This window comes from Collinsella sp. AF23-4AC, assembly GCF_003462685.1.
Classification (GTDB): Bacteria; Actinomycetota; Coriobacteriia; order Coriobacteriales; family Coriobacteriaceae; genus Collinsella.
On record NZ_QRVE01000019.1, the window covers coordinates 25,497 to 38,548 of the forward strand.

The 13,052-nt window shown below is 58.8% G+C and carries 8 protein-coding genes; 4 read left to right on the forward strand and 4 right to left on the reverse strand.

Annotation, left to right across the window (positions count from 1 at the left end; all coding sequences use genetic code 11):
* Nucleotides 1–141: 141 nt before the first annotated feature.
* Together DWY05_RS08705 and DWY05_RS08710 are read left to right on the forward strand one after the other, a co-directional pair.
* Complete coding sequence (locus tag DWY05_RS08705) at nucleotides 142–927, forward strand: ABC transporter ATP-binding protein (protein ID WP_117821375.1); 786 nt, start codon at nucleotides 142–144, stop codon at nucleotides 925–927.
* On the forward strand, nucleotides 917–3,139 hold the full coding sequence (locus tag DWY05_RS08710) for an ABC transporter permease (protein ID WP_117821376.1): 2,223 nt from the start codon (nucleotides 917–919) through the stop codon (nucleotides 3,137–3,139). The genes DWY05_RS08705 and DWY05_RS08710 overlap by 11 nt, the downstream gene beginning before the upstream one ends.
* Before the next feature lie 541 nt (nucleotides 3,140–3,680).
* Here DWY05_RS08710 and DWY05_RS08715 read toward each other — a convergent pair.
* The 4 genes from DWY05_RS08715 to DWY05_RS08730 form a co-directional block, all read right to left on the reverse strand.
* A complete protein-coding gene (locus DWY05_RS08715; RefSeq protein WP_117821377.1) occupies nucleotides 3,681–4,712 on the reverse strand; it encodes a 3-deoxy-7-phosphoheptulonate synthase in 1,032 nt (343 codons plus the stop codon).
* Nucleotides 4,713–5,290: 578 nt separating this feature from the next.
* Entirely contained in the window at nucleotides 5,291–7,147 is a 1,857-nt protein-coding gene (locus DWY05_RS08720; protein WP_117821378.1) for an ABC transporter ATP-binding protein, read from the reverse strand.
* A complete protein-coding gene (locus tag DWY05_RS08725) occupies nucleotides 7,147–9,513 on the reverse strand; it encodes an ABC transporter ATP-binding protein (RefSeq protein ID WP_117821379.1) in 2,367 nt (788 codons plus the stop codon). The genes DWY05_RS08720 and DWY05_RS08725 overlap by 1 nt, the downstream gene beginning before the upstream one ends.
* Nucleotides 9,510–9,959, reverse strand: a complete 450-nt coding sequence (locus DWY05_RS08730) for a MarR family winged helix-turn-helix transcriptional regulator (protein ID WP_117821380.1) — start codon at nucleotides 9,957–9,959, stop codon at nucleotides 9,510–9,512. Before DWY05_RS08730 ends, DWY05_RS08725 begins: the two co-directional genes overlap by 4 nt.
* A 550-nt stretch (nucleotides 9,960–10,509) precedes the next feature.
* Between DWY05_RS08730 and pflB the strand changes: the two genes are divergently transcribed.
* Complete coding sequence (gene pflB, locus DWY05_RS08735; protein WP_117821381.1) at nucleotides 10,510–12,561, forward strand: formate C-acetyltransferase; 2,052 nt, start codon at nucleotides 10,510–10,512, stop codon at nucleotides 12,559–12,561.
* An 85-nt stretch (nucleotides 12,562–12,646) separates the two neighbouring features.
* Nucleotides 12,647–12,898: an autonomous glycyl radical cofactor GrcA3 gene (gene grcA3, locus DWY05_RS08740; RefSeq protein ID WP_117583521.1), complete on the forward strand. Its 252-nt coding sequence runs from the start codon at nucleotides 12,647–12,649 to the stop codon at nucleotides 12,896–12,898.
* Nucleotides 12,899–13,052 lie beyond the last annotated feature (154 nt).

Sequence of the window (13,052 nt, forward strand, 5' to 3'; positions counted from 1 at the left end):
CCTCTCTCAACATCAACACGTGGCAGGGTAGCTACGCGTACCTTACACAACGGTAAGGCAAGCGTAAGCCATATCGATGGTAGCCGACTCGTCTTCTTGCGACTATAGATGCCGTAGACTAATTGCAAGAAAGGACTCGGTATGCAAACCACGCACATGGCGACCCCGGTACTGGAGGCCGCGCATCTCGAAAAGGTATACGGAGCGCTGGGCAACGTGACCCGCGCGCTCAACGACGTCAGCTTTACCGTCAACCGCGGCGAATTTGTTGGCATCATGGGCGCTTCGGGCTCGGGCAAGTCGACGTTGCTCAACTGCGTGTCGACCATCGATAGCGCCACAAGCGGCACGATCCGCATCAACGGCCAGGACGTAACGCGCATGAAGCAGGCTAAGCTTTCGCAGTTCCGCCGCGAGGAACTCGGCTTTATCTTCCAGGACTCCAACCTGCTCGATACGCTCACGGCACGCGAGAACATCGCCCTGCCGCTCACCATCGCCCGCACAAACTCGGCAGAGATCTCGACCCGCATGCAGGATGTGGCAGCGCGCCTGTCCATCAGTCAGGTGCTCGACAAGTATCCCTACCAGATGTCCGGCGGTCAGCAGCAGCGCGTCGCCGCGGCTCGTGCGCTTGTCACCGACCCTACCATGATCATGGCCGACGAGCCCACCGGTGCCCTCGATTCCAAGAGCGCTCGCCTGCTGCTCGAGAGCCTGGAGGCCCTCAATCGCCGCCTGCGCGCCACCGTGCTCATGGTCACGCACGACAGCTTTGCCGCCAGCTACACGAGTCGTGTGCTGTTTATTCGCGACGGCAAGATCTTCACTGAGCTGCGCCGCGGCGACACCGACCGTCGCGAGTTCTTCGACCGCATTATGGAGGTCGTTGCCATGATGGGAGGTGAGGGCTCCGATGCTCTGTAAACTCGCTTGGGGCAACGTCCGCCGCGCCGGCCGCGACTACCTCGTCTACCTTTTGACGCTCACCCTGGGTGTCACGGTCTTCTATGCCTTTAACACCATCTCGATGCAGGTCGACATCGCCGGAATCGATGAAAAAGGCTTGGCGCAGGTAATGGGCAGCATGCTCGGCGACCTGACGTACTTTTTGGCCGGTGTCATGGCCTTTTTAATGGTGTATGCCAATAACTTCATCATGAAACGCCGCAAGAAGGAGTTTGGCCTGTACCAGGTGCTCGGCATGGGGCGCGGGCGCGTCGCCACGATCATGGCGCTCGAGACGGTGATTGTCTCGGTCGGCGCCTTTGTCGCCGGCATTGTGCTGGGTGTGGGACTCTCCCAGCTCATGACGTTCTTTACGGCCTCGCTCTTTAAGACGCAGATCGCCAATTTCCACTTCTTTTTCTCGGTGCATGCGTTCAACCTGACCCTTGTCTGCATGCTCGTGATGTTTGTGCTCACGCTACTGCTGAACCTTCGCGCCGTGCGTCGTACCAAACTTATCGAGCTTATGGGTGCCGAGCGTCGCAACGAGAGCATCAAGACACGCAACCCCTGGATTGCGATTGCCATCTTTGCCGTGGGCGTGGCGCTTGTGGGCGTGGCCTATTACCGTCTGCTACGTGATGGGTTCCCGCTAACCGCGACGGACAGCAAGCTGCAAGAGGCCATGAACCAGTTTGGTATTACGACCGCTATGGTTACCGTGGGCACCTTTGCCCTGTTCTGGGGACTCTCAGGCATGCTCATCAAGCTGCTGCAGAGCCTGCGCGGCGTGTATTGGCGCGGCCTCAACATGTTTACCGTGCGCCAGCTTGCGGCCAAGGTCAACACGGTGTGCTTTTCGATGGGCGTCATCGCGATGCTCCTGTTTTTGGCCATCACCTCGGTGACGTGCGGTATGTCGATTGCCAACGTGATGAACGAGAACCTGGAGCGCTATAACCCTGTTGACGTGTCACAGACGTATGTCTATTACACGCCCGATACGCTCGACTACTACAAAGAGTACATCAATCCGTCTGAAGCCGATCGCATGGTGCTGGCCGATAGTACGGTCGATTTGTACTCCGCATGGCACGGCGATCCATGGCACGGCGATCGTAAGGGCAAGTCGGCGGACAACAACGACGAGACCGGCAAGAAGGTCAATATTGCCGATGTTGCCGGTGAGCATGTGCAGATCGATTCGTATCTGAGTTACCCGCTTGGCGGTTCGGATCCTTCGGTGACTCCAAGTGAAATGTGCAAGGCCATGGGCGAAAAGCTTCCCAAGGCGTTCGGGGGTAGCAATGCCGATACGATGGGTCTGTTTGTGACGCCGGCGAGCCAGTACAACAAACTGCGTCAGATGATGGGCGAGGAGCCGGTGCACATCGGTCACGACCAGTATCTGCTCACGTGTGATATGGGCGGCGAGCTGGTCGACCTGTACACCAAGTATATGGCTGGCGGCCATGCCCTTACCTTCGGCGGGCATACGCTCAAGCCCGCAACCGATAAGTCGGACGAAGATGCGGCGGCCATCGCCAACTCGGCGATGGGCAGTAATCCGGGTACCGTCGTCGTTGCCGACGAGCTGTTGTCCCAACTTAATCTGCAGCCGTATTCCAGTAGCCTGCTCGTTAACTACAAACAGGGGATGGATACGACCGAGGCAGACGAGAGTATTAAATACACTGTGCTCGACAATCTGCTCGTTGACGGCAAGGAGCCGGGGTCGTGGGGAACCTTCATCACACGCTCCGAGATGTACGTGCAAGCAGCGCAAATGAACGGTCTTATTAGCTACCTAGCCATCTACATCGGCTTTGTATTGGTCGTTGCATGCGCGGCGATTCTGTCGATCCAGCAACTCTCCAACGTGGCCGACGGCAGCCGCAGCTATCGTGTGCTGGCACAGATCGGCTGCGACGACCGCCAGATTCGCCATTCGGTGATGGCGCAGCAAGCGGTATTCTTCCTGTTCCCGCTGGCAGTGGGCCTGGCACACTCCTTTGTGGCACTTAAGGTGATCATCGAGCTGGTGAGCATTTTCGGAAATATGAGCATCGGCGGCACCGTGGGCCTCACCTGTGCAATCTTCCTGGCAGCCTATGGTGGCTACTTCCTGGTGACCTATCTCATGAGCACCGGCATGGTACAAGCTGCCATCGCCACCCGTTACAGCGAGTAACAAGCGGGCAAAATCGTCGCAAAATCAGAGGCGTATGACCGCCGCGAAGGGACCAGGGGCCCTTTCGCGGCGGTTTTTGCCAATCTGGTGCGTCTCAGATACAAGTGAGTAGACTTTTTTGAACCTGCCGAGCACATCGCGACAAATGCTCAATAAAACCGTAGGTCAGAGCTGTGTCGTTTTGGGGCGTGCTCGGCCTTCTGCAAAAAGCCTACTCACTTGGTTTTTCTGCTAGAAGACCGCCACGAGGGAAGGCAACTCCCCCGGGTAGTCGTTGGGGACGTTCTTAAACGACTAGTCAAACAAGAACGTCCCCAATGACTACTTTGCGGGCAGCTAAAAGAGCCCCATCCTAAATTAGCTACCCCGCCAACACCGCAGGTAGAGCAAAAGTCAGCGAAAGCCCGCCAGAGCGAGCAAGGTGCCTTGAAGCGAGGCGGCATTGACCTTCTGGTCATGCCGCCGAAGCTGAAAGGCAGATTGCCGCTCTGGCGGGCTTGCAGCGTCGAGCCGTTACGGCGTTTGGTAAAACGCCGTAACTCTAAATCCGCTCCGCGATCTCGTGGATGAGGTAGTCGGTCTTTTCCCAGCCCAGGCACGGATCGGTGATCGACTTGCCAAAGACGCCGCCGTCGACCGGCTGGTTGCCGTCCTCCAGGTAGGACTCGATCATAAAGCCCTTGACCAGCTTGGAGATGGACTCGTTGCGGCGGCAGCTGTCGAGCACCTCCTTGCAAATGCGATACTGCTCAAGCGGGCGCTTACCCGAGTTGTCGTGGTTGCAGTCGATGACCGCTGCCGGATTGGCATAGCCGGCGTGCTCGGTGTAGCGTTCGGCCAGGCGCTCCAGGTGCTCGTAGTGGTAGTTGGGGTAGGTGCGACCGTCGAGACCGATGTAGCCACGCATAACGGCGTGCGCAAGCGGGTTGCCGTCGCACTCGACCTCCCAGTTGCGGAAGATGAAGCTCTGGTGCGCCTGCGCGGCGTAAATGGAGTTGAGCATAACGGTGGTGGAACCGGCAGTGGGATTCTTCATGCCGACGGGTACCGAAATGCCGCTCGACACCAGGCGATGCTCCTGGTTTTCGACCGAGCGTGCGCCCACGGCCACATAGCTCAGCAGGTCAACGAGGTACTGGTAGTTGGACGGATAGAGCATCTCGTCGGCGGTGAAGAAGCCTGTTTCCTTAATAACGCGCAGGTGCATATGGCGGATGGCCTTGACGCCCTCGAGCAGGTCGTCGGGAGCCTCGGGGTTGGGGTTGTGCAGCAGGCCCTTGTAGCCGGTGCCCTTGGTGCGCGGCTTATTGGTGTAGACGCGCGGAATGATGATGAGCTTGTCCTTGACCTCCTCGGCGGTCTTGGCCAGTCGGTTCATGTACTCGAGGACCGAATCCTCGCGGTCGGCAGAGCACGGGCCGATGATGAGCACCTTGCGTGCGTCCTCGCCGGTAAAGACTTTGGCGACCTCGGCGTCAAATGCCTGCTTTTTGGCGGTAAGCTCGGCAGAAAGCGGCATTTCCTCGCGGATCTCCATGGGGATCGGCAGCCTGCGTTTGAATTCCATGGCCATAGGGGCCTCCTCAATCTATAGAAAGAGCAATAAGCGTATTGTCGAGTGTTCGGCATTATCCGCTGTCGCATGCTAAAGTGCAAGCCCTTGCCACCCCGAAACCTGCCAAAAGGGACAGGTTTATTTTGGCAGGTTTTATATGGGGGAACGTCGGCGGATACCGGGAGGGAGTGGCGTCGTGCGGGACCCTAAGGCTATTGTCGGTTCCCCAGGAAACACCCTGCGGGCAAAAAATGCCAAATATGAGTAATGTTGCTAACCTAGTAACATATCCGTCTAGCGAGATAATAGACAAAGTGATAAATATGTTCATTAACGTTGGCACGCAGAAGCCTGCTAACGGGCGTTTTGATCAATTTGAAGGAATATCTAGGCCGCAAAGACGTCGTTTGGGGCAGTTTTGGCTGTTACTAAAAAGGTGACAGTACTCATTTTTGCCATTTTTTGCCCACGGGGCCTTGAGGGAGAGCGTCAATCAGGCCTCAGGGGAGGCGTTTCGAGGCCCAAAGGACACAAAACGGGGGCGCAGTTCATTCTGCGCCCCCGTTTTTGGGTATTGCGGTTGTTTGGCGCCAGTTTTACGCCGCTTCGTCGAACTGCGAGTTGTACAGATCGGCGTAGAAGCCACCCTGGGCGAGCAGCTCGTCGTGCGTGCCCTTTTCGACGATGTCGCCGTCGCGAATTACCAAGATCACGTCGGCGTTGCGGATCGTGGACAGGCGGTGCGCGATGACAAAGCTCGTGCGGCCCTGCATCAGCGCATCCATGGCGCGCTGGATGAGCTCCTCGGTGCGGGTATCGACGTTGGATGTCGCCTCGTCCAGAATGAGCGCCGGGCGGTCGGCCAAAATGGCACGGGCAATGGTCACGAGCTGGCGCTGACCCTGCGACAGGTTAGTGCCCTCCTCGTTGATCATAAAGTCGTAGCCGCCGGCGAGCGTATGGATAAAGTGATCGCAGCGTGCGGCGCGTGCAGCGGCCTCGACCTCGGCATCGCTCGCATCGGGGCGTCCGTAGCGGATGTTCTCGCGGATGGTGCCGTTAAACAGCCAGGTATCCTGCAGCACCATGGCAAACTCGCCGCGCAGTGCCGCGCGGTCCCAGTCGCGCACGTCGACGCCCTCGACGCGCAGTGAACCGCCGTCCACGTCGTAGAAGCGCTGCAGCAGCTTGATGAGCGTGGTCTTGCCGGCGCCGGTGGGGCCGACGATGGCGATGGTTTGGCCGGGCTGTGCCTCGCAGCTAAAGTCGTGGATGATGGTCTTGTCGGGCGTGTAGCCAAACTTGACATGGTCAAACTCCACGTGGCCGGGGCGCTTCTCGGGAATCTGGGCGTCGGACTTCTGCTCCTCTTCGGGCGCGGCAAGGAACTCAAACACACGCTCGGTGGCGGCGGCCATCGACTGCATCGTGTTGCTCACGTTGCCCAGCTGCTGTACGGGTTGCGTAAAGTTGCGAACGTACTGGATAAAGCTCTGGATGTCGCCGGGCGTGGCATTGCCGGTCAGTGCGAGCTGCGCGCCCACCACGACGACGCCCACGTAGCCCATGTTGCCCACCAAGCTCATAAGCGGCATCATCAGGCCCGACAGGAACTGCGAGCGCCAGCCACTAATAAAGAGGCGGTCGTTTTGACGGTCGAACTCCTCGATTGAGGCCTCGGCGCGGTCGAACACCTGAATGACGTTTTGGCCGGCAAAATCCTCCTCGATAATGCCGTTGACGGCACCCAGAACCTGCTGCTGCTCTCGGAAGTATGGCTGCGAGAAGTGAATCATTACGGTCAGGATAATCGCGGCGGCCGGCAGCGTGAGCACGGTGACGCCGGTGAGCGGCAGGCTGATCGACAGCATCATGACGAGCACGCCGATAATCTGCGTCACCGACGTGATGAGCTGGGTCACGCTCTGGTTGAGCGACTGGCCCAGCGTATCGACGTCGTTGGTGATGCGGCTGAGCACGTCGCCCTTGCTGTGGCCGTTGAAGTAGCTCATTGGAACGACAGCGATCTTGGCGGCGATCTCCTTGCGCATGCGATAGCAGATCTTTTGCGTGACGCCGGTCATGAGCCAGCCCTGGACCAGGCTGCAGACAGAGCTTGCCAGATACAGGCAGAGCAAAAAGCCGAGCGTCTTGGCGATCCAGGCAAAGTCGACGTCGCCGGTGCCGTTGACCTTGGCAACCAGGCCTTCGAACAGTTTGGTGGTAACCTGGCCGAGCACCTTGGGCCCCACAATGTTAAAGATGACCGAGCACACGGCAAAGGCGACGGCAGCAAACACGGCAATCTTGTGCTGGCCGATATAGCCGAGCAGCTGCCTCATGGTGCCTTTAAAGTCCTTGGCCTTTTCGCCGCGGCCCATGCCACCCATACGGCCCATAGGACCGCGCCGGCGGGTGGGCTTGGGAATCTGAGTCTTGGTCTCGTCTGCCATTAGCGCTCGCCTCCTTCCATGACGGCTGCAATTTCTTCTTGGGTAAGCCCCAGCTCCTCGGCTGAAAGCTGCGACTGTGCGATCTCCAGGTACGCCGGGCAGCTGTGCAGCAGCTCCTCGTGTGTGCCAGTGCCCACCACGTGGCCGTCGTCGAGCACGATAATCTGGTCGGCGTGCATGATGGTCGCGATGCGCTGGGCCACGACCACGAGTGCGGCGTCGGTAACGTTTTTGGCCAGCTCCTCGCGCAGGCGCGCGTCGGTCTTGTAGTCGAGGGCACTAAACGAGTCATCGAACACCACGACCTCGGGCTTTTTGGCCAGCGCGCGGGCGATGGCCAGGCGCTGGCGCTGGCCGCCCGAGACATTGGATCCGCCCTGGCTGATGGGGGAGTCGTAGCCGCCCTCGCGCTCGGCGATAAAGTCCTCCGCCTGGGCGACGCGTGCCGCCTGGCGCATATCCTCGTCACTCACCATATCGCCGGCAAACTTGAGGTTGCTCTCGACGGTGCCCGAGAACAGGCGACCCTGCTGCGGGATATAACCAATACGGCGGCGTAGCTCGGAAAGGGTCATGTCACGCACGTCGATGCCGTCGAGTGAAATGCTGCCGCCTGTGACGTCGTACAGGCGCGGAATCAGCTGCACGAGCGTGGACTTGCCCGAGCCCGTGGAGCCAATGATGCCGAGCATCTGACCGGCATGCGTGGTGAAGTTCACGCCGCTGATGACATCGGCGCGGGCATCGGGATACTGGAAGCTCACGTCGCGGAAGGTGAGCTCACCGCGTGACGCGCTGGTCGCGGGCAGTTTGGGCGAGGCAGGGTCGTTGATGCTCGTGGGACAAGTGATGACCTCTTCTACGCGCTCGGCTGCGACCTCGGCGCGGGGCAGGATGACCGAAACCATGGTGAGGATCATAAACGCCATGACGATCTGCATGGTGTAGGAGATAAACGCCATCATGTTGCCGACCTGCATCACGCCGTCGGACACGCCCTGCGCGCCAAACCAGACGATAAGCACGGTGATGCAGTTCATGACCAGCATCATGAGCGGCATCATAAAGCTCATGGCTCGGTTGGTGTAGAGCTGCGTGGTCATCAGGTCGAGCGAAGCCTTGTCAAAACGCTCGAGCTCATGCTCCTCGCGGTTGAACGAGCGGATAGGCATAAGGCCGTCGAGCAGCTCGCGGGCGGTAAGGTTCACACGGTCCACGTAACTTTGCATCTTTTTGAACTTGGGCATGGTGAGGCCCATGAGCACGCCGACGACGGCCGAGACCGCGATGATGGCAACGGCGATGGTCCACTCCAGGCCGGTATGGTTGGCCAGGACGCGCATGACGGCGACGATGCCCATGACGGGGGCCATCAGACACATGCGGATAAACAGGGTTGCGGCCATCTGGATCTGCTGAATGTCATTGGTGCAGCGGGTGATGAGCGAGGCCTGGCTAAACTTGCCCACCTCGGCCGGCGAGAAGTGCATAACCTTGTTGAAGGTCTCGCGGCGCAGGTCGCGGGCGATGGAGCAGGCAGTGCGCGAAGCAACGGCACCGGTCAGGATGGTGGCGACCAGCGACACCAGACACAGCCCAAACATCGTGGTCGCCATGCGGCCCAGGTAGGCGTTCTGCACGTCGGCGGGGTCGATGCCCTGTGCCTTGTACTCGTCCTGCACATAGCTCACGGCGCGTTGGGTCACGATGGAGCCCGACATGGAGCCCATTTTGTCCGCCATATCGTTGGCGCCCTCGACGAGCTTGCCCTGGTCGATTAGGCCGCCTTCAACGCCTAGACGCAGACCCTTCATGGTGATCTTACCGCCGTCGGCATCAATCTGCTTTTGCATATTCTGCGCCGCTGCGGCCTTCTGCTGCATCTCGGCGAGCTGCTCGGGCGTCATCGCCGCCATTTGCTCGGGCGTGGGCATGGCCTGAGCGGCGTCGCTGTCTTTCTCGCTGGACGTGCCGGTCATGTCGCCCATGGAGTCGGCGTCGATGCCCTGGTTGAAGGCGAGCACGACGGTCTCAGGCAGGCTCATAATGTCGGCAATCTTGCTGCCGTCGGCACGCTCTTCCTCGGTGCCCTTGTACGTTCGAATGCCGTTCTTGTCTGCCTTGCCAAACACGGCCTCCACAGCTTTGGCGTCCTTGGCGCGCATAAAGAGTTCGAGGTCGTCGAGCGATTCGGCGCGAATGGTGTCGGGCACGGGCGAGGCAATGCCGCCTTGCTGCACGCCCACGTCGACGATGTCGCTCATATAGGTAGGCAGCGCCAGGTCGGCGTTGCAGCTGATTACGATAAGTACGATAGCTGCGAACAGTGCCAGGACATGCTTTTTAAAGAGCTTGAGAATCCTCACTCGGCATCTCTCCTTTCTTGATTGCGGTCGATAATTTCGTTGGCACGTCTTAGAAGGCGCACCATCTCTTGGGTATCTGTTTCGCCGAGCTGCTCGAGGAAAGCCGCGGTGCGCTCCTCGAATTCCCGGCGTTTGATTTCGAGATCCTGGAATCCCTTGTCGGTCACTATGACGTGTACGCGACGACGGTCGGTCTTTGAATGCTCGCGCTCAATCCAACCCTTGGCCTCGAGGGCGCGCAAGATATTGGCGATGCGGGCGCTCGAGACCCAGGCACGATCAGCGAGTTCGCTCGGCGTGAGCGAACCGCCAGCGAGCATGAGGGCGCGCATGACGGCCATCTCGCCGCTGAGAACTTTGTCCACAAAGCGCGAAACGCGCTGGTGAATGCCGCCAAACTCAGTAAGGAGCTGACGTCCAAGCTCATGGAAATCGGTATCTTCCACCGAAAACCCCTAACACTAGAAACTATTTTCGGTGAAAGATGATACCCTTGCACGCGCACCCTATACGGTAGATTTTGGGTCATGCCTAGAAAACAACCTTTAGGCGACCTCCGTACACCGTCGGTATCAGCAAAGTAAGGGGTAGATCGTAAGGCATGTCCCAAAGCCTACTCAGAGGCACTTTACTCTGCTAAAGCTGGCATAACAGCTAGAGCGAACGTCGTACAAAGGCAAGGAAAAATACCAAACAAATCGGTGAACGGTAGTTGCTCGCGCTCGCATTTCCTGCGGATTTGTTAAAAACGCCCTAATGGTATAAAAAAAGAAACATATAACAGCCCTGATGAAGGGGGTGGCTATGTTATCCTTCTCAAACGGGTGAAATCTTGGGTTTTGGGTTGCAGTTCCAAGGTGGACAAACGTTTTTCCCTGTACCAACGTGTGGTGAAGAACGGAAGAAGCCGGTAGTGCAAGCCGATAATTCAAGAATTCAATAAGCAGCGGTGTGAGAGAGCGCCGCATTACACGTAACTAGGAGCGTGGTTACACAATGCAGGAGGCATGGGAAGGCTTCAAGGAAGGCATCTGGACGGGAGAAGTTGACGTCCGAGACTTCATCCAGAAGAACTACACCCCCTATGAGGGCGACGAGTCGTTCCTCGCCGGTCCGACCGAGCGTACCAAGGAGCTGTGGGGCGAGGTTCTCGACCTGCTGCTCAAGGAGCGCGAGCAGGGCGGTGTCCTCGATATGGACACCAAGACTGTCACGGGTATCGTGAGCCACCCCGCTGGCTACATCGATAACGCCCACCGCGAGAAGGAGACCATCGTCGGCCTCCAGACCGACAAGCCGCTCAAGCGCGCGCTGCACGTCAACGGTGGTATCCGCATCGCTTGCCAGGCTGCCAGCCAGCACGGCTACAAGGTCGACGAGAGCGTTGTCGAGCGCTACACCTTCGAGCGCAAGACCCACAACGCTGGCGTCTTCGATGTCTACACCCCCGAAATGCGTGCTTGCCGCTCGGCTCACATCATCACCGGTCTGCCCGATGGCTATGGCCGCGGCCGCATCATCGGCGACTACCGTCGTGTTGCCCTGTACGGCGTCGACTACCTGATCAAGGACAAGGAGGCCCAGAAGGCTTCCACCCCGACGGTCATGACCGCCGACAACATCCGCGATCGTGAGGAGCTGCAGGAGCAGATCCGCGCCCTCGGCGAGCTCAAGATGATGGCCGAGACCTATGGTTTCGATATTTCCAATCCTGCTACCAACACGCAGGAGGCCATCCAGTGGATGTACTTCGCCTACCTCGCTGCCGTCAAGGAGCAGAACGGCGCTGCTATGTCCATCGGCCGTACCTCTACGTTCATTGACATCTACGCTGAGCGCGACCTTGCCAACGGTACCTTCACCGAGGAGCAGATCCAGGAGTTCGTGGATCACTTCATCATGAAGCTTCGCATGGTCAAGTTTGCCCGTACCCCCGAGTACCAGGCCCTGTTTACCGGCGATCCGCAGTGGGTCACCGAGTCCATCGGCGGCATGGGTGTTGACGGCCGTACGCTTGTTACCAAGATGAGCTATCGCTACCTGCACACGCTCGAGAACATGGGCACCAGCCCCGAGCCCAACATGACCATTCTGTGGTCGACCCGTCTGCCCGAGAACTTCAAGAAGTTCTGCGCCAAGACTTCTGTCGCCAGCTCCTCGATCCAGTACGAGAACGACGACCTCATGCGCGTTTACCACGGCGACGACTACGGCATCGCCTGCTGCGTGTCCTCCATGCGCATCGGCAAGGAGATGCAGTTCTTCGGCGCCCGTGCCAACCTGGCCAAGTGCCTGCTCTACGCGCTCAACGGCGGTGTTGACGAGGTCTCCAAGAAGCAGGTCGGCCCCAAGTATCGCGCCGTCGAGGGCGATACGCTCGATTACGACGACGTTGTGGCCAAGTACAACGACATGATGAAGTGGCTCGCTGGCGTGTACGTCAACTCGCTGAACATCATTCACTACATGCACGACAAGTATTGCTACGAGCGCATCCAGATGGCTCTGCACGACAAGCACGTGCACCGCTGGTTCGCTACGGGCATCGCTGGCCTTTCCGTCGTGGCTGACTCCCTGTCCGCCATCAAGTACGCCAAGGTCCACCCCGTCCGTGACGAGAACGGCATCATCGTCGACTTCGAGACCGAGGGCGAGTTCCCCAAGTACGGCAATGACGACGACCGCGTCGACCAGATCGCTCACGACGTTGTGCACCAGTTCATGGAGTACATCCGCATGAACGACACCTACCGCAACTCCGTGCCCACGACCTCGGTTCTGACCATTACCTCCAACGTCGTGTACGGTAAGAAGACCGGTTCCACGCCTGACGGCCGCAAGGCTGGTCAGCCGTTCGCCCCGGGTGCTAACCCCATGCACAAGCGCGATAGCCACGGCGCCATCGCTTCGCTGTCTTCGGTTTCCAAGCTCCCGTTCCGCGATGCTCAGGACGGCATCTCCAACACCTTCTCCATCATCCCGGGTGCGCTCGGCAAGGAGGACCAGGTGTTCTTTGGCGATATCGACCTTGATCAGCTGGGCGAGTAACTATTGTTAGTGCTATACTAACAATAACGATTACTGATTAGCGCGCCGGTTTCGGCCGGCGCCTATCGATCGAAGGAGACACATTATGAAGGTTTCTGAAGTTTCCGAGACTCAGGCCGATAACCTGGTCCACATGCTCGACGCTTACGCCGAGAAGGGTGGCCACCACCTGAACATCAACGTCTTCAACCGTGAGACGCTGCTCGATGCTCAGGCTCACCCCGAGAAGTACCCGCAGCTGACCATCCGCGTTTCCGGCTATGCCGTGAACTTCCACACGCTCACCAAGGAGCAGCAGGACGAGGTCATTTCGCGTACTTTCCACGACAAGTTCTAAAGGGATTTAACTCCTGCAGGATCGCGAGGGCGTAATGGGCTTCTCCCCAGAACGTCCTCGGACATGAAAGTGCCCCGCCGTGCGCTTCGCGCGGCGGGGCACTTTCGTCCTGACGCTCCTATTTGGCAAGGTGTTTTTTAGAATCCATTTTGCG

What these genes read in the sequence shown, in the direction of transcription:
- DWY05_RS08720 (WP_117821378.1), bottom strand. Translation starts at nt 7,147, where the DNA reads ATGGCAGACGAGACCAAGACTCAGATTCCCAAGCCCACCCGCCGGCGC.
- DWY05_RS08715 (WP_117821377.1), bottom strand. Translation starts at nt 4,712, where the DNA reads ATGGCCATGGAATTCAAACGCAGGCTGCCGATCCCCATGGAGATCCGC.
- DWY05_RS08710 (WP_117821376.1), top strand. Translation starts at nt 917, where the DNA reads ATGCTCTGTAAACTCGCTTGGGGCAACGTCCGCCGCGCCGGCCGCGAC.
- grcA3 (WP_117583521.1), top strand. Translation starts at nt 12,647, where the DNA reads ATGAAGGTTTCTGAAGTTTCCGAGACTCAGGCCGATAACCTGGTCCAC.
- pflB (WP_117821381.1), top strand. Translation starts at nt 10,510, where the DNA reads ATGCAGGAGGCATGGGAAGGCTTCAAGGAAGGCATCTGGACGGGAGAA.
- DWY05_RS08705 (WP_117821375.1), top strand. Translation starts at nt 142, where the DNA reads ATGCAAACCACGCACATGGCGACCCCGGTACTGGAGGCCGCGCATCTC.